The organism is Streptomyces sp. NRRL S-31, assembly GCF_000718775.1.
In the GTDB taxonomy this organism is placed as follows: domain Bacteria; phylum Actinomycetota; class Actinomycetes; order Streptomycetales; family Streptomycetaceae; genus Streptomyces.
In genome coordinates, this window is sequence record NZ_JOCB01000031.1 from 54,725 (window position 1) to 71,450 (window position 16,726).

The window sequence follows — 16,726 nt, forward strand, 5'->3', positions numbered from 1 at the left end:
TTCACCGTGACCACCACGACCGACCTGGTGTCGTACGAGGACGCGCTGGCGTCGTACGACCCCGTCATGGGCCTTGAGGTCCATGTCGAACTCGGCACCGCCACCAAGATGTTCTGCGGCTGCTCCACCGCGCTCGGCGCCGACCCCAACTCGCAGACCTGTCCGACCTGCCTCGGCCTGCCCGGCGCGCTCCCGGTCGTCAACGCGACCGGCGTCGAGTCCGCGATCAAGATCGGTCTCGCGCTGAACTGCGAGATCGCCGAGTGGTGCCGCTTCGCCCGGAAGAACTACTTCTATCCGGACATGCCGAAGAACTTCCAGACCTCCCAGTACGACGAGCCGATCGCCTTCAACGGCTACCTCGACGTGCAGCTGGAGGACGGCGAGACCTTCCGCGTGGAGATCGAGCGCGCCCACATGGAGGAGGACACCGGCAAGTCGACGCACGTCGGCGGCGCCACCGGCCGTATCCACGGCGCGTCCCACTCCCTGCTGGACTACAACCGCGCCGGCATCCCGCTGATCGAGATCGTCACCAAGCCCATCGTCGGCGCCGGCGAGCGCGCCCCCGAGGTGGCGAAGGCGTACGTCCGCGAGCTGCGCGAGCTCATCCGGGCCCTCGGCGTGTCCGAGGCCCGTATGGAGATGGGCCAGATGCGCTGCGACGTGAACCTCTCGCTGCGCCCGAACGGCACCGAGAAGTTCGGCACGCGCTCCGAGACGAAGAACGTCAACTCCCTGCGCTCGGTGGAGCGCGCGGCCCGCTTCGAGATCCAGCGGCACGCGGCCGTGCTCTCCTCCGGCGGCACGATCATCCAGGAGACCCGGCACTTCCACGAGGACACCGGGTCCACCACCTCGGGCCGGGTGAAGGAGGAGGCCGAGGACTACCGGTACTTCCCGGAGCCCGACCTGGTCCCCGTCGCGCCCTCGCGCGAGTGGGTCGAGGAGATCCGCGCGGCCCTGCCCGAGCTGCCGCTGGCCCGCCGTACCCGGCTGCTGGCGGAGTGGGGCATCTCCGCCACCGACATGCAGGCGATCACCAACGCCGGCGCGCTGGACCTGATCGTCGCCACGATCGACGCCGGTGCCGACGCGGCCTCCGCCCGCAAGTGGTGGATGGGCGAACTGGCGCGCAGCGCCAACGAGTCCGGCACCGCGCTGGACGAGCTGGCGATCACGCCCCAGCAGGTGGCCCGGGTCACCGAGCTGGTCGTGAAGGGTGACCTGAACGACAAGCTGGCCCGTCAGGTCATCGAGGGCGTCCTCGCGGGCGAGGGCACCCCGGACGAGGTCGTCGACAAGCGCGGTCTGAAGGTCGTCTCCGACGAGGGCGCGCTGACCGCCGCCGTCGAGGAGGCCATCGCCGGCAACCCGGCCATCGCGGACAAGATCCGCGGCGGCAAGGTGGCCGCGGCCGGTGCCCTGGTGGGCGCGGTCATGAAGGCCACCCGCGGCCAGGCCGACGCGGCCCGCGTCAAGGAGCTGATCCTGGAGAAGCTGGGCGTCGGCGAGGGCTGAGCCCGCTGCGCGCCGTACGGCCCCGGAAGGCATGCCCTCCGGGGCCGTACGCGTGCGCCCCGGACGGTCCTTGAGCCGGTCCGGCGGTTCCGTCCCGTCGGTCTCCTCGCGCAGCGGGGCACCGTGGCACCGCCTCCGCCGGCCCGGGCGGTACGCTCGCCCGCCATGAGCGGACGCACCGATACCGACACCGAGCCGGCGATAGCCGAGGACGCCGAGGACACCGCGGGCACCGGACGCGCCGGGGACGGCGAAGGCGGCGAGGACGGCGGGGAGTTCGCCGGGGACGCCCGGCGGGCCCGCTGGGCCGCGGCCGGCACCGGCGCGCTGCTGGCCCTGGCCGGGCTGGCCGCCGCGCTGCTCCGGGCCACCGGCTCCGCCCCGGCGGCCGTGCCCGCCGCCTACGCCCTGGGAGCCGCCGGGTGCGCGTTCGCCGGGGTGCTCGGCGCCCGGGGCCGTACCCGCCGGGCCCTGTGGCTGCTGGTCGCCGGGGCGATGGTCATGGCACTCGGCGACCAGTTCGACTGACATACCCGTGCCGTACCGTCCGGTCCGGCGGACGGACCGACGAAGGAGGAACGGCCGATGTACGCGATCCCGCTCGGTGACGACGGCGCCGAACTGCGGCCCCTGGAGGTCTGGCACGCCGGGGAACTGCTGGACAACATCGACCGCGGCCGGGAGTACATCGGCCGGCACGTCGGACTGCCGGACGTGGTGCCCGATTACGAGGGCGCCCGTGCCTGGCTGAGGTCGTACGCCGACAAGCGGGGCGCCGACGCCGGCGGTCTGCACGGGATCTGGCTGGACGGCAGGCTCGTCGGCGGGCTGCTGTTCCGCGTCTGGGACACCCCGAGCGGGGTCTGCGAGGCCGGCTGCTGGCTGGAGCCGGGCGCGGCCGGGCGCGGACTGGTCACGCGCGGCATGCGGGTGCTGCTCGACTGGGCCTTCGAGGAGCGCGGCATGCACCGCGTGGAGTGGCACGTGTCCCCGGCCAACGAGCCGAGCGTCAACGTGGCCCGGCGGCTCGGCATGACCCGCGAGGGCGTGCTCCGTGAGAACCACCCGCACCGGGGCGTGCGCGCCAGCACCGAGATCTGGGCGGTGCTGGCGCCCGAGTGGCGCGCGGCACGCGCGCGTGCCGCGCCGGACGATCATTAAGGGACCTCTCAGACAGCGTCCGTACGGTGCCGGGCATGGCAACGAAGACAGCGGAAGGCGCCGGCGCCGGCAACGAGGCCGGCCCCGAGGCGCGCAAGGACGACGAGACGACGACGGCCGGCCCGGGCGACGCCGGCGAGCGGGACCTACGGGAGCGGACCGCCGAGGAGGCCGAGGACCCCAGGGACACCGAGGACCCCAGGGACGCCGAGGACGCCGAGGACGACGAGGCGGGCGACGCGGCGGAAGGGGCCGTCGGCAAGGCGCCCTCCGGAGTCGGCCAGGGCGCCGGTGCCGTCGTCTCCGCCGCGCTGGGCCTGGTCTCGCTCAGCGGCGGCTGGATCGGCACCGTCGCCTCCGCCCGCGAGCAGCTCGTCGGGCAGCTCCGGACGTCCACCAGCGCGAGCGTCGGCACGCAGATCAAGGAGGTCTACGGCGACGCCTGGCACACCACCGCCCTGTGGGCCGGCCTGTTCGCGCTGGCCGCGCTCGTCACCGGCGTGGTCGTGCTGGTCCGGCCCGCGTTCGGCGTCCCCGGCCGCCCGCAGGCCGCCTGGATCAAGTCGGTCGCCTGGGCGGGCGTCTCGCTCGGCGCCATCGGCCTGCTCCTGGCCGTGCTGAAGTACTCCGACGCGCTGCTCGCGCTGCCGTCCACCGGCTGAACACCCAGGGGTCCCGGGGGCCTTGGGGAATCCGCGCGCACCGCACGGACGCCCCGAGGCCCCTTACGCGTGCGCGCGGCGCGGAGCCCGCCCACGTGGCCGGGACGTTCGCTGCCGGAATTCCCGGCGGAGACCTACGCTGGAGGAAACCGGCAGTGAGGGGGAGCCGTGTTCAACGCCTTCGAGGAACTGTTCGCGCCCGGCCGCAAGCACACCCGGGACGAGCAGAACCGGCTGGAACTGACCCGTGAGGACGTCGGCGACAACGATCCGGGCCGCGGTCCCATAGACCTCGCCTCCGGCACGGCGGTGATCCGCCTGTCCGGGCGTTCGCCGGCCGAGGAGACCGAGCGGGACGTGACCGAGCGCGGCGAGACCGAGCGGGACGTGACCGAGCGGGACGAGACCGAGCGGGACGTGACCGAGCGCGGCGAGACCGAGCGGGACACGGGCGTGCGGGAGGCGCCGGACGAGGAGTGAGGGGCGCGGCCGGGACTACCTCACCCGTACCTCCAGCACCCGGTCGTCCCCCTTCTTCGGCGTGCCCCGGCCGTCCGTGTTGCTCGTGACCAGCCAGATCCGGCCGGCACCGGCCGGGGCCACCGTGCGCAGGCGGCCGTACTCACGGCTGAGGAACGCCTGCGGGGCGGCCGAGGCCGACGTGCCGCGCAGCGGGACGCGCCACAGGCGCTCGCCCTTCAGACCCGCCATCCAGATCACGCCGTCCACGTAGGCGATGCCGCTGGGGGAGGCGTCGTCGGTGTGCCACTGGGCGACCGGATCGCGCAGACCGGCCTCGGCCGCCTTGCCCTCCGCCCGGGGCCAGCCGTAGTCGCCGCCCGGCCGGATCGCGTTCAGCTCGTCCCAGGTGTCCTGCCCGAACTCCGAGGCGAACAGCCGCTGCCGGTCGTCCCACGCGAGGCCCTGCACGTTCCGGTGGCCGTAGGAGTACACGACCGAGCCGGGGAACGGGTTGCCGGGCGCCGGTTCGCCGTCCGGGGTCATACGCAGGATCTTGCCGCCCAGCGACTTGCGGTCCTGCGCCAGACCCCGCTGCCCGCTCTCACCGGTGCCCGCGTACAGCATGCCGTCCGGACCGAACGCGATCCGGCCGCCGTTGTGGATGACACCCTTGGGGATGCCCTTGAACACCGTGTCGGGAGCGCCCAGTTGCTCACCGGCCGGCTTCCGCTCGTCGTACAGGACGCGGACGATCCGGTTGTCCGAGGCCGAGGTGAAGTAGGCGTAGACCATGTGGTCCGAGGCGTAGTCGGGGGAGAGGGCGAGGCCCAGCAGGCCGCCCTCGCCGTCCGGCGCGACCCCGGAGACCGTGCCCAGCACGGTCTTCTTCCCCGTCCCCTCGTCGACGCGGGTGATCGTCCCGTCGTCCCGGGAGGAGACCAGCAGGTCCCCGCCGGGCAGCGCGGCCAGGCCCCACGGGCTCCGCAGGCCCTCGGCCACCGTGCGCAGCACCCGCGCCGAGCCCTTGGCCGGGGGCGCGGATTCGGCGTCCCGCGCGGACGCGGTGGCGCTCGGCGCGCCGGCGGTGGCGGTGGGCGCGGCGCCCGGCAGCGTCCCGTCACCGGAGGAACAGCCGGCCACCGACAGCAGGGCGGCGGCCAGCACGGCCGGTACAGCTCGACGTCGCACGATCACGGTCCTTCTCAGACGGCGGTCCCCGCGGGCTCTCTCCCTCTCGAACACCGCCGGGGCCGTCCAGGGTTCCCGGTTCCCGGTTCCCGGCGGCCGATTGCCCCGGCTCAGTCGTCCCACGACCCCAGCGCCGCCGGCAGCCGGGACAACTCCACCAGGTCCCGTTCGGTCAGCCGCAGCCCGGCCGCCGCCGCGTTCTCGGCCGCCCACCGCTCCCGCTTGGTGCCCGGCAGCGCGATCACGTGCCGGCCCTGCGCCAGGACCCAGGCGAGCGCCACCTGGGCCGGGGTGACCCACTCGCCGTGCCGGCGGGCGACGCGTCTGAGGCCCACGACGATCGGCTGGTTGGCCGCCATCATCTCGGCGGTGAACCGGGGGTGCCGGGCGCGTACGTCGTCCGGTTCGAAGCCCTCGCCCGGTCTCAGGGTGCCGGTCAGGAAGCCGTTGCCCAGCGGCATCGCCGCGAGGAAACCCACACCGCGCGCCTCGCACCACGGCAGCAGCGCCCGCAGCGCCTCCGGGGACCACACCGACAGTTCCGCCTGGACCGCGCTCACCGGGAACACCTGCTGCACCCGCTGCAACCGGCGCAGCGTGCCGTCGTGCGGCCCGCCGCCCGAGCGGCGCCCGCCGCGCGCCCCCACCGCGCACAGCCCCAGCGCCCGCACCTTCCCGGCCCGCACCAGGTCCGCCATCGCGCCCCAGGTCTCCTCGACGGGTATCTCGGGGTCGGGGCGGTGCAGCTGGTACAGGTCGATCACGTCCGTCTGGAGCCGGCGCAGCGAGGCGTCGCAGGCCCGCCGCACATAGCCCGGGCGGCCGTTGGCCACGATGTGCTGCTCGCCCACCAGCAGCCCCACCTTGGTGGACACGAAGGCGTCCCGGCGCCGCTGCCTGAGCGCCCGGCCCAGCAGCAGCTCGTTGGTGAACGGGCCGTACATGTCCGCGGTGTCCAGCAAGTCGGAGCCGAGGTCCAGTGCCCGGTGCACGGTTCTCAGCGACTCGTCGCCGCGCTGCCGCGACCCGCTGTACGCCCAGCTCATCGGCATGCATCCGAGTCCGACGGCCCCCACCGCGAGTCCCCCCGCGCCGATCGTCCTGCGCTCCACCAGTTCGTGATCCTCCCTCTGCCCGGCCACCAACCTAACCTCTGCGCGCACACGCCCTTGACATAGCCTCCTGGCATGACTTCAGACGTGTGGCTTCCCATCCCGCCGAAGGAGATCGAAGGGCTGCCCGCGGGGCCCCGGTATCTGTTCTGGGACGGGGGCGACAACGGTGACCAGCCCTTTCCCGGCGATCCGGCGCAGTGCGCCGTGTACGTGGTGCCGTACATGAAGCGGCTGTCGGTCCGGGTGGCCCCGTTGGCGAGCCTGACCGGCGTCCGGGTCGTGCAGACGCTCACCGCCGGCGTCGACGACATCACCGCCCGGCTGCCGGACCTCCCGCCGGGCGTCCGGCTGTGCAACGCGCGCGGGGTGCACGAGACGAGCACAGCGGAACTGGCGCTCACCCTGACCCTCGCCGCGCTGCGCGGTGTCCCCGGGTTCGTGCGCGCCCAGCAACAGGAGCGCTGGGAGGGCGGTTTCCACCCGTCGCTCGCCGACAGGAACGTCCTGATCGTCGGCTACGGGCCCATCGGCGAGGCCGTCGAGGACCGGCTCGCGCCGTTCGAACTCGCGCGGGTGGCGCGCGTTGCGCGCTCCCGGCGCACCGCAGCGCGCGGGCTTGTGCACCCGATCGCCGATGTGCTCTCTCTGCTTCCGGACGCGGACGTCGTGATCCTCTGCACGCCCCTCACCGAGGAGACCCGGGGGCTGGTCGACGCGCGCTTCCTCGGCCGGATGAAGGACGGTGCGCTGCTGGTCAACGTCGCGCGCGGGCCCGTCGTCGACACCGGGGCGCTCCTCGCCGAGCTGGAGCGGGGCCGGCTCCTCGCCGCCCTGGACGTGACGGACCCCGAGCCGCTGCCCCCGGGCCACCCGCTGTGGCACGCCCCCGGCGTACTGATCAGCCCGCACGTCGGCGGGCCGTCGTCGGCCTTCCTGCCGCGGGCGAAGCGTCTGCTCGTGGACCAGCTGACCCGGTACGTGAACCGGGAGCCGCTGCGGAACGTGATCCTTACCACCGGATCCGGAACGGCGGGAGCAACCGGGCGGTAAACCCAGTTCAGGCACCCTCCGCAACCTTTCGGGCGCGGTGGGTACCCGTATAACCGGTGATCGTCACGGAGCGTAGAGAAGCTATGTCCCTGAGTGACGATACTGGTGTATCGTCCCGACAGGGGCTGCGCCGCTGACCAATCGGCGCCGGGGATGGACATTTCAGATTCGTGAGGGGGGCGACGGGCGATGCACGGCCTATGGACGAACGATCCGACGCGGCGGAGCCGCCGACGGCGACCCTGGCACACGGCCGCCCGGGGACGCGGCGACCACACCTGCCACCACAGTCACCAGCGGCGCGGGCCCGGCGGCCGGCGCGGGCAGGCGCGTCCAGCGCCCCGGGACCGTCGGTCCCCGGGAGCGACGCGGAGCGGGAGGCCCCGGTGAGCGCGCCGCCCTCCGTGACCACGCTGGACAGTGCCGTGCGAGCGCCGCACCCGCACGAGGCACCGCCGCCCCGCCGGCCGGTCGCCGGCGGCGGTGACCGGCGCCTGGTGGAACAGCTCGTGCTCGCCCTGGTCTGCGCGGCCTACGCCCTCGGAGCCGCGTTCGGCTGGGGCACGGACCGGATCGCCGACGTCATGGGCGACTTCGGGCTGAGCGCGGCGGCCGGTGCCGCCGCGGTCTCCTGTTTCCTCTACGCCCGCAGCCCGCGCGTCCGCTTCCGGTCCGCCTGGCTGCTGTTCGCCCTCTCGGCCACGATGACGTGCCTGGGCAACGCCGTCTGGGGGTGGTACGAGGTCGTCCTGCACGCCGACGTCCCCAGCCCCTCCTACGCCGACCTGTTCTTCCTGTGTTTCGCGCCACCCGCCATCGTGGGCCTGCTGGTCCTCGCCAAGCGGCCGGTGACCCGGGCGGGCTGGATCTGCCTCGGGCTGGACGCCTGGCTGATCGGCGGCTCGCTGCTCACCCTCTCCTGGAGCCTCGCGCTCGCCCAGGCGGCCCGGATCGACGGGTCGAGCGTGGCGCACGCCGCGCTGTCGCTGGCGTATCCGCTGCTGGACATCGCCCTCGTCAGCATGGTCCTCGCGCTGCACTTCCGCCGCGCCCCGGGCAACCGCACGGCGGTGAACACCGCGATCGGCGCGCTCGCGCTGACCGTGATGTGCGACGCCCTGTTCACCTCGCCGCTGCTGCACAGCAGTTACCGCTCCGGGCAGCTGCTGGACGCGGGCTGGTTCGCCGGTTCGCTGCTGCTCGCCTACGCCCCCTGGGCCGCACCCCGGCGCCAGGGCGCGCGGGAGGCACGCCCGGCCGAGGGGCGCACGCGCGTGGTGCACGAACACGTGCCGGGGCAGCGGAGCGCGGGCCACCACCACGCGCCACCACCCGCACCGGCCGGCGAGCGCGGCCGGTACCCCGCCGGTGAGCACGGCCGGTACCCCGCCGGCCGGCCGCTCAGCGGGTCCCTCGCCGCGCTCACCCCGTACCTCGCCGCGGCCGTGTGCACCCTGGGCATCCTGTACAACGTCCTCAACGGCCGCAGACCCGACCACGTCGTACTGATCACGGCGGGCGCCGTGGTGCTGGCGCTCGTCATCCGGCAGGGCATCATGCTGCTGGACAACATCACCCTCACCCAGGAACTGGCCCAGAAGGAGAACCACTTCCGCTCCCTGGTGCAGGGCTCCAGCGACGTCATCATGATCGCCGCGCCCAACGGCATCCTGCGGTACGTCTCCCCGGCCGCCGCCGGGGTGTACGGCCGGCCCGCCGAGGACCTGGTGGGCACCGAGCTGGCCGGGCTCATCCACCCGGAGGACCTGGGCTGCGTGGTGCACGAGGTGCGCCGTTTCCTTGCCGCGAGCCCGCTCGACGAGCCGACCACCCGCATCGAGTGCCGGTTCCGCTCCGGTGACGGCGGCTGGCTCAACGTCGAGTCGACCGTCAACCGCCACCACGGCGGGCTCATCTTCAACAGCCGGGACGTCACCGAGAGGGTCCGTCTCCAGGCGCAGTTGCAGCACAACGCCGAGCACGACCCGCTGACCGACCTGCCCAACCGCGCGCTCTTCACCCGGCGCGTGCAGCAGGCCCTGTCCGGTCGCCGGGCCACCGACCGGGGCGCCGCCCTGCGCGGTACGGCGGTGCTCTTCATCGACCTGGACGGCTTCAAGGCCGTCAACGACACCATCGGGCACCAGGCCGGGGACGAACTCCTCGTCCAGGCCGCCCGCAGACTCCAGGACGCGGTCCGGCAGGGGGACACCGCCTCCCGGCTGGGCGGCGACGAGTTCGCGGCCCTGATCGTCGGGGACGGCACCCGGGACCGGGCCGCCCGGGAGCGGAACATCCTGGAGCTGGCCGACCGGCTCCGGGGCACCCTCTCCCAGCCGTACGCCATCGACGGCAACGACGTCCGGGTCAACGCCTCCATCGGCGTCGCCTTCGCCGAACCGGGCCTGGGCGCGGGGGAGCTGCTGCGCAACGCCGACCTGGCGATGTACCGCGCGAAGTCGGCCGGCAAGGGCCGGGTCGAGCTGTACAAGCCGCAGATGCAGCAGGACGTCGTCCGCAAGGCGGAGCTGGCCACGCGCCTGCGTGCCGCGCTGCACGACGGCGAGTTCACGCTGCTGCACCAGCCCGTGGTGAGCCTCCAGAGCGGCCGGATCTCGGCGGTCTCCGCGCAGGCGCGCTGGCGCTCCTCGCAGGGGGTGCTGTTCACGCCGGCCGAGTTCCTCCGGGTGGCCGAGGACGGCGACAAGACCGCGGAACTGGACCGCTGGATCCTCCAGGAAGCCATGGAGCAGGCGGCCGAACGGGCCGCGGCCGGGGTCGCCGTACCGCTGGCGGTCCGGGTGAGCGCCCGGCGGCTGCTGGACCGCTCCTCGCCGCTGGGCTCGCCGGAGGCGCTGCTGACCCGGCACGGGCTGCCGCCCGGGGCGCTGGTGGTCGAGCTGTCCGACACCGACCCCCGGATCTCCCTGGACGAGCTGGAGCGGCGGCTGTCCGCGCTCAGCCGGCTCGGGGTGCGGATCGCGCTGGACGGCTTCGGTAGCGGTTACGCGGCCATCACGGCCCTGCGGCGGCTGCCGGTGGACATCCTCAAGCTCGACCGCAACCTGGTCGAGGGCGTGGTGGAGTCGGCGCGGCTGCACAAGATCACCAGCGGGCTGCTGCGCATCGCGGGCGATCTGGGGCTCCAGTCGGTGGCCGAGGGCGTCGACCTGCCCGAGCAGGTGGTGGCGTTGCGCGCGATGGGCTGCACCCACGGACAGGGCGTGGCGTTCGCCGGTCCGCTGGACGAGTACCGACTGCGCCGGGCGCTCGGTTCCGGCCACTACCCGGTGCCGCACGCTCCGGCCGAACCGGCGTTCGCGGGCAGTGCGCGAGAACCGCAGGGGGTGTACACAGGGGGTGTCCCCGCCGTCTTCCGAGGCGGCAGCGCTCTTCGCTCACATGCTGAGACGCCCGTCCCACCCACTTGACACGTGGTGCGCGCCGGGTGGAGGGTCAGTTCCATGCGCACCCGAATTCTCGTACTTGGACAGCGCGTCGGCTGAGCTGGGGCTCACCGGAGGACGATCCGGAAGCCCCAGCACCCTCACCGGCGCGCTCCCCTCGCTTGCCTTCCGGCACGAGGGGTTTTTTGTTGCACGAGCGCCTTTCGTGCAACGGTGAAAACCCGCCCGAACCTCGCAAAAACCCTCAGCGCGTACACCCTCAGCATCGAGAAGAGAATGCCGATGACCGAGCAGGCCACCGGGGCCCACCATCCGCAGCCGCGGCCCCGTTCCGGAGGACAGCAGTCCGCCCCCGTCGAGCACGTCACGGGTGCGCAGTCCCTCATCCGCTCCCTTGAGGAGGTCGGTGTGGACACGGTGTTCGGCATTCCCGGCGGCACGATCCTCCCGGCGTACGACCCGCTGATGGACTCCACCCGGGTGCGGCACATCCTGGTCCGGCACGAGCAGGGCGCCGGCCACGCCGCCACCGGCTACGCGCAGGCCACCGGCAAGGTCGGCGTCTGCATGGCGACGAGCGGCCCCGGCGCCACCAACCTGGTCACCCCGATCGCCGACGCCAACATGGACTCCGTCCCGCTGGTCGCGATCACCGGCCAGGTGGTGTCCTCGGCGATCGGCACGGACGCCTTCCAGGAGGCGGACATCGTCGGCATCACCATGCCGATCACCAAGCACAGCTTCCTGGTCACCAAGGGCGAGGACATCCCGCGGGTGATCGCGCAGGCGTTCCACATCGCCTCGACCGGCCGCCCCGGACCGGTCCTGGTCGACATCCCCAAGGACATCCTCCAGAAGAAGACCACCTTCTCCTGGCCGCCCGTCATGGACCTGCCCGGCTACCGCCCGGTGACCAAGCCGCACGCCAAGCAGATCCGCGAGGCCGCCAAGCTGATCACCGCCGCCCGGCGGCCCGTCCTGTACGTCGGCGGCGGCGTCCTGAAGGCCGGGGCCACGGCGGAGCTGAAGGTCCTCGCCGAGCTGACCGGCGCACCGGTCACCACCACCCTGATGGCGCTCGGCGCGTTCCCCGACAGCCACCCGCTGCACGTCGGCATGCCCGGCATGCACGGCAGCGTCACCGCGGTCACCGCGCTCCAGAAGGCCGACCTGATCGTGGCCCTCGGCGCCCGCTTCGACGACCGCGTCACCGGCAGGCTGGACAGCTTCGCCCCCTACGCCAAGATCGTGCACGCGGACATCGACCCGGCCGAGATCGGCAAGAACCGCGAGGCGGACGTGCCGATCGTGGGCGACGCCCGCGAGGTCATCGCCGACCTGGTGCAGGCAGTGCAGAAGGAGCACAGCGAGGGCCACACGGGCGACTACACCGCGTGGTGGAGCGACCTGAACCGGTGGCGCGAGACCTACCCGCTCGGCTACGACCTGCCGGACGACGGCTCGCTCTCCCCGCAGGCGGTCATCGAGCGCGTCGGACAGCTCGCGCCCGAGGGCACGATCTTCGCGGCGGGCGTCGGCCAGCACCAGATGTGGGCCGCGCACTTCGTCCAGTACGAGCAGCCCGCCACCTGGCTGAACTCCGGCGGCGCCGGAACCATGGGATACGCGGTCCCGGCCGCCATGGGCGCCAAGGCCGGCCAGCCCGGCCGGACCGTCTGGGCGATCGACGGCGACGGCTGCTTCCAGATGACCAACCAGGAGCTGACCACCTGCGCCCTGAACAACATCCCGATCAAGGTCGCCGTCATCAACAACGGCGCTCTCGGGATGGTCCGCCAGTGGCAGACCCTCTTCTACAACCAGCGCTACTCCAACACCGTGCTGCACAGCGGTCCGGACGACGTCAACCCCGACGCCCGCGGCACGCGCGTGCCGGACTTCGTGAAGCTGTCCGAGGCGATGGGCTGCGTGGGCCTGCGCTGCGAGCGCCCGGAGGACCTGGACAAGGTCATCGCGGAGGCCAACTCCATCAACGACCGGCCGGTCGTCGTCGACTTCATCGTCCACGAGGACGCGATGGTCTGGCCGATGGTCGCCGCCGGCACCTCCAACGACGAGATCATGGCCGCCCGGGACGTCCGCCCCGACTTCGGCGACAACGAAGACGACTGACCTCAGGCAAGGAAGAGCAGAACACCATGTCCAAGCACACGCTCTCCGTCCTGGTGGAGAACACGCCGGGCATCCTCGCCCGTATCGCCGCCCTGTTCTCCCGGCGCGGCTTCAACATCGACTCGCTCGCGGTCGGCGTCACCGAGCACCCCGACATCTCCCGCATCACCATCGTGGTGGGCGTGGAGGAATTGCCGCTGGAGCAGGTCACCAAGCAGCTCAACAAGCTCGTCAACGTGCTGAAGATCGTGGAGCTGGAACCCGGCCACGCGGTCCAGCGCGAACTCGTCCTGGTGAAGGTCCGCGCCGACAACGAGACCCGCTCCCAGATCGTGGAGATCGTCCAGCTGTTCCGCGCCAAGACGGTCGACGTCTCCCCGGACGCCGTCACCATCGAGGCCACCGGGTCCGGCGAGAAGCTGTCCGCCATGCTGAAGATGCTGGAGCCGTACGGCATCAAGGAGCTGGTCCAGTCCGGCACGATCGCCATCGGCCGGGGCGCCCGTTCGATCACCGACCGGTCGCTGCGCGCCCTGGACCGGACGGCGTAAGCCCCGCGACGGGCGGCCGCCGATCGACGGTCGCCCGTATGCCGAGACCCCCGAACCACCTTCCCGCCCGCCGTCATACGGTGGGACGCACCACCTGCACACAAGGAGAGAACCCAAAGTGGCCGAGCTGTTCTACGACGCCGACGCCGACCTGTCCATCATCCAGGGCCGCAAGGTCGCGGTCATCGGGTACGGCAGCCAGGGCCACGCCCACGCGCTGTCGCTCCGTGACTCGGGCGTCGACGTCCGCGTCGGTCTGCACGAGGGCTCCAAGTCCAAGGCGAAGGCCGAGGAGCAGGGCCTGCGCGTGGTGACCCCGGCCGAGGCCGCCGCCGAGGCCGACGTCATCATGATCCTGGTCCCGGACCCGATCCAGGCCCAGGTCTACGAGGAGTCCATCAAGGACAACCTCAAGGACGGCGACGCGCTGTTCTTCGGCCATGGCTTCAACATCCGCTTCGGCTTCATCAAGCCCCCGGCCGGCGTGGACGTCTGCATGGTCGCCCCGAAGGGCCCGGGCCACCTGGTCCGCCGCCAGTACGAGGAGGGCCGCGGCGTCCCGTGCATCGTCGCGGTGGAGCAGGACGCCTCCGGCAACGGCTTCGCGCTGGCCCTGTCGTACGCCAAGGGCATCGGCGGCACCCGCGCCGGCGTCATCAAGACCACCTTCACCGAGGAGACCGAGACCGACCTCTTCGGCGAGCAGGCCGTGCTGTGCGGTGGCACCGCGGCCCTGGTCAAGGCGGGCTTCGAGACCCTGGTCGAGGCCGGCTACCAGCCGGAGATCGCCTACTTCGAGTGCCTGCACGAGCTGAAGCTGATCGTGGACCTCATGTACGAGGGCGGCCTGGAGAAGATGCGCTGGTCCGTCTCCGAGACCGCCGAGTGGGGCGACTACATCACCGGTCCGCGGATCATCACCGACGCCACCAAGGCGGAGATGAAGAACGTCCTCGCCGAGATCCAGGACGGCACCTTCGCCCGCAACTGGATGGACGAGTACCACGGCGGTCTGAAGAAGTACAACGAGTACAAGAAGCAGGACTCCGAGCACCTGCTGGAGACCACCGGCAAGCAGCTGCGGAAGCTGATGAGCTGGGTCGACGAGGAGGCGTAAGCCTGCGGACAGGGGCCGGGGCGGACAGCCCCGGCCCCTGTTGTCCACCCCGTCCAGCCCCGGACGAGTGATCCTTACGCGGAGGCGCATGACGATCGCCGCCCCGCTACTACACTTCTGCACAACACGCGTCAGGCCCACAGCGTCGTGCGTCTTCCGCGGCTAGTCCCCCTCCTCCGCCTGCGGCCGTCGGGACGGCCGTCCGCATCGCACATGTGAGGACCCACGTGAGCTCGAAACCCGTCGTACTCATCGCTGAAGAGCTGTCGCCTGCCACCGTCGACGCACTCGGTCCGGACTTCGAGATCCGGCACTGCAACGGAGCGGACCGCTCCGAGCTGCTGCCGGCCCTCGCCGACGTGGACGCGATCCTGATCCGCTCCGCCACCAAGGTGGACGCCGAGGCCATCGCCGCCGCGAAGAAGCTCAAGGTCGTCGCGCGGGCCGGTGTCGGCCTGGACAACGTCGACGTCTCCGCCTCCACCAAGGCCGGCGTCATGGTCGTCAACGCGCCGACCTCCAACATCGTGACCGCCGCCGAGCTGGCCTGCGGTCTCCTCCTCTCCACCGCCCGCAACATCCCGCAGGCCAACGCCGCGCTCAAGAACGGCGAGTGGAAGCGGAGCAAGTACACCGGCGTCGAGCTGGCCGAGAAGACCCTCGGTGTCGTGGGCCTCGGCCGTATCGGCGCCCTCGTCGCCCAGCGCATGTCCGCGTTCGGCATGAAGGTCGTCGCCTACGACCCCTACGTGCAGCCCGCCCGGGCCGCGCAGATGGGCGTCAAGGTGCTGTCCCTGGACGAGCTGCTGGAGGTCTCCGACTTCATCACCGTCCACCTGCCCAAGACCCCCGAGACCCTCGGCCTGATCGGCGACGAGGCGCTGCGCAAGGTCAAGCCGAGCGTGCGCATCGTGAACGCGGCGCGCGGCGGCATCGTGGACGAGGCGGCGCTGTACGCGGCGCTGAAGGAGGGCCGGGTCGCCGGCGCCGGCCTCGACGTGTACGCCAAGGAGCCCTGCACCGACTCCCCGCTCTTCGAGCTGGACCAGGTCGTGTGCACCCCGCACCTGGGCGCGTCCACGGACGAGGCGCAGGAGAAGGCCGGTATCGCCGTCGCCAAGTCGGTCCGCCTCGCCCTCGCCGGCGAGCTGGTGCCGGACGCCGTCAACGTCCAGGGCGGTGTCATCGCCGAGGACGTCAAGCCGGGCCTGCCGCTCGCCGAGCGCCTCGGCCGGATCTTCACCGCGCTGGCCGGCGAGGTCGCGCACCGCCTCGACGTCGAGGTCTACGGCGAGATCACCCAGCACGACGTGAAGGTGCTGGAGCTGTCCGCGCTCAAGGGCGTCTTCGAGGACGTCGTCGACGAGACAGTGTCGTACGTCAACGCGCCGCTGTTCGCCCAGGAGCGCGGTGTCGAGGTGCGCCTGACCACCAGCTCGGAGTCGGCCGACCACCGCAACGTGGTGACCGTGCGCGGCACGCTCGCGGACGGCGAGGAGGTGTCGGTCTCCGGCACGCTGGCCGGTCCGAAGCACCTCCAGAAGATCGTCGCGGTCGGCGAGTACGACGTCGACCTGGCACTCGCCGACCACATGGTGGTGCTGCGCTACGAGGACCGTCCGGGTGTCGTCGGCACCGTCGGCCGCATCCTCGGCGAGGCGGGCATCAACATCGCCGGCATGCAGGTCGCCCGCGCCGCGGTGGGCGGCGAGGCGCTGGCGGTCCTGACCGTCGACGACACCGTCGGCGCCGGGGTGCTGGCCGAGGTCTCCGCGGAGATCGGGGCGCGCTCCGCCCGCTCGGTGAACCTGGTCTGAGCGCTTCCGCCGAACGCCGGACGGGCCGACGCGAGTCGGCCCGTCCGGCGTTTTCCGTGCCCTGCTCCTTCGTGCCCCGCTTCTCCGTGCCCCGGGGGACGGTCACAGCCGTGCCCGCTTCAACGCCATGTGCAGCAGCAGCCGGTCCTCGCCGTCGTCCAGGTCCAGGCCGGTCAGCCGTTCCACCCGGGAGAGCCGGTAGTACAGCGTCTGGCGGTGGACGCCCAGCTCGGACGCCGTGCGGCCGGCCTGGCCCGCGCAGTCGAGGTAGACCTCCGCCGTGCGGGCCAGCTCCCGGTGGGCGGGGGAGAGCAGCGGGCCGACCACGCGGTCGGTCGCGGTCCGCGGCGGCAGCGCGGTCAGCAGCCGGTACGCCCCGATCCGCGCCCACTCGGCGACCGGCCCGAACCGCGGCTCGGCCAGCGCGGCCCGCGCGGCGTCGAAAGCCTGCTGCCACCTGGTGCCCAGATCGGCGAGGCCCGCTCCGGGCTCACCGATGCCGGCGGCGTGCCCCGCGGCCCGGGCGGCCGGCCCGGCGGCCC

General features: G+C 72.5%; 14 protein-coding genes. 11 read left to right on the forward strand and 3 right to left on the reverse strand.

The window, feature by feature from the left end; all coding sequences use genetic code 11:
- Positions 1 to 6 precede the first annotated feature (6 nt).
- The 5 genes from gatB (at position 7) to IF37_RS40830 (ending at position 3,824) form a co-directional block, all read left to right on the forward strand.
- Positions 7 to 1,521, forward strand: a complete 1,515-nt coding sequence (gatB, locus tag IF37_RS0114810) for an Asp-tRNA(Asn)/Glu-tRNA(Gln) amidotransferase subunit GatB (protein WP_030741940.1) — start codon at positions 7 to 9, stop codon at positions 1,519 to 1,521.
- 165 nt (positions 1,522 to 1,686) lie between these two features.
- Positions 1,687 to 2,049, forward strand: coding sequence for a hypothetical protein (locus tag IF37_RS0114815; RefSeq protein ID WP_030741942.1), 363 nt, complete (start codon positions 1,687 to 1,689; stop codon positions 2,047 to 2,049).
- Positions 2,050 to 2,106: 57 nt separating this feature from the next.
- Positions 2,107 to 2,682, forward strand: coding sequence for a GNAT family N-acetyltransferase (locus tag IF37_RS0114820; protein WP_030741945.1), 576 nt, complete (start codon positions 2,107 to 2,109; stop codon positions 2,680 to 2,682).
- A 35-nt stretch (positions 2,683 to 2,717) separates the two neighbouring features.
- Positions 2,718 to 3,344: a hypothetical protein gene (locus IF37_RS0114825; RefSeq protein ID WP_030741949.1), complete on the forward strand. Its 627-nt coding sequence runs from the start codon at positions 2,718 to 2,720 to the stop codon at positions 3,342 to 3,344.
- A gap of 168 nt (positions 3,345 to 3,512) precedes the next feature.
- A complete protein-coding gene (locus IF37_RS40830) occupies positions 3,513 to 3,824 on the forward strand; it encodes a DUF6191 domain-containing protein (protein ID WP_052845187.1) in 312 nt (103 codons plus the stop codon).
- A 15-nt stretch (positions 3,825 to 3,839) separates the two neighbouring features.
- Here IF37_RS40830 and IF37_RS0114835 read toward each other — a convergent pair whose 3' ends face one another.
- Positions 3,840 to 4,994 (reverse strand): sorbosone dehydrogenase family protein, encoded by a 1,155-nt coding sequence (locus IF37_RS0114835; RefSeq protein WP_052845189.1) that lies wholly within the window; start codon positions 4,992 to 4,994, stop codon positions 3,840 to 3,842.
- A gap of 110 nt (positions 4,995 to 5,104) precedes the next feature.
- Positions 5,105 to 6,106 carry an aldo/keto reductase gene (locus IF37_RS0114840; RefSeq protein ID WP_030741955.1) on the reverse strand — a complete coding sequence of 334 codons (1,002 nt, stop codon included), beginning with the start codon at positions 6,104 to 6,106 and terminating at the stop codon, positions 5,105 to 5,107.
- A gap of 75 nt (positions 6,107 to 6,181) precedes the next feature.
- On the opposite strand from IF37_RS0114840, the gene IF37_RS0114845 reads away from it, so the two are divergent.
- The 6 genes from IF37_RS0114845 to serA all read left to right on the forward strand — a co-directional run bounded on the left by IF37_RS0114845 (position 6,182) and on the right by serA (position 16,184).
- Positions 6,182 to 7,159 (forward strand): 2-hydroxyacid dehydrogenase, encoded by a 978-nt coding sequence (locus IF37_RS0114845; RefSeq protein WP_173456820.1) that lies wholly within the window; start codon positions 6,182 to 6,184, stop codon positions 7,157 to 7,159.
- Between the two features lie 386 nt (positions 7,160 to 7,545).
- Positions 7,546 to 10,590: a bifunctional diguanylate cyclase/phosphodiesterase gene (locus IF37_RS0114850; RefSeq protein WP_030741959.1), complete on the forward strand. Its 3,045-nt coding sequence runs from the start codon at positions 7,546 to 7,548 to the stop codon at positions 10,588 to 10,590.
- 258 nt (positions 10,591 to 10,848) lie between these two features.
- A complete protein-coding gene (locus tag IF37_RS0114855) occupies positions 10,849 to 12,699 on the forward strand; it encodes an acetolactate synthase large subunit (RefSeq protein ID WP_030741963.1) in 1,851 nt (616 codons plus the stop codon).
- Between the two features lie 26 nt (positions 12,700 to 12,725).
- A complete protein-coding gene (gene ilvN, locus IF37_RS0114860) occupies positions 12,726 to 13,250 on the forward strand; it encodes an acetolactate synthase small subunit (RefSeq protein WP_030741965.1) in 525 nt (174 codons plus the stop codon).
- Positions 13,251 to 13,368: 118 nt separating this feature from the next.
- Positions 13,369 to 14,367: a ketol-acid reductoisomerase gene (ilvC, locus tag IF37_RS0114865; protein ID WP_030741967.1), complete on the forward strand. Its 999-nt coding sequence runs from the start codon at positions 13,369 to 13,371 to the stop codon at positions 14,365 to 14,367.
- Between the two features lie 227 nt (positions 14,368 to 14,594).
- The gene (gene serA, locus IF37_RS0114870; RefSeq protein WP_030741969.1) at positions 14,595 to 16,184 is read left to right on the forward strand and encodes a phosphoglycerate dehydrogenase; all 1,590 of its coding nucleotides are present in this window, start codon (positions 14,595 to 14,597) and stop codon (positions 16,182 to 16,184) included.
- 102 nt (positions 16,185 to 16,286) lie between these two features.
- Here the strand turns inward: serA and IF37_RS0114875 are convergent.
- A partial coding sequence (locus IF37_RS0114875; RefSeq protein WP_030741971.1) for a CdaR family transcriptional regulator occupies positions 16,287 to 16,726 on the reverse strand: 440 nt, incomplete at its 5' end.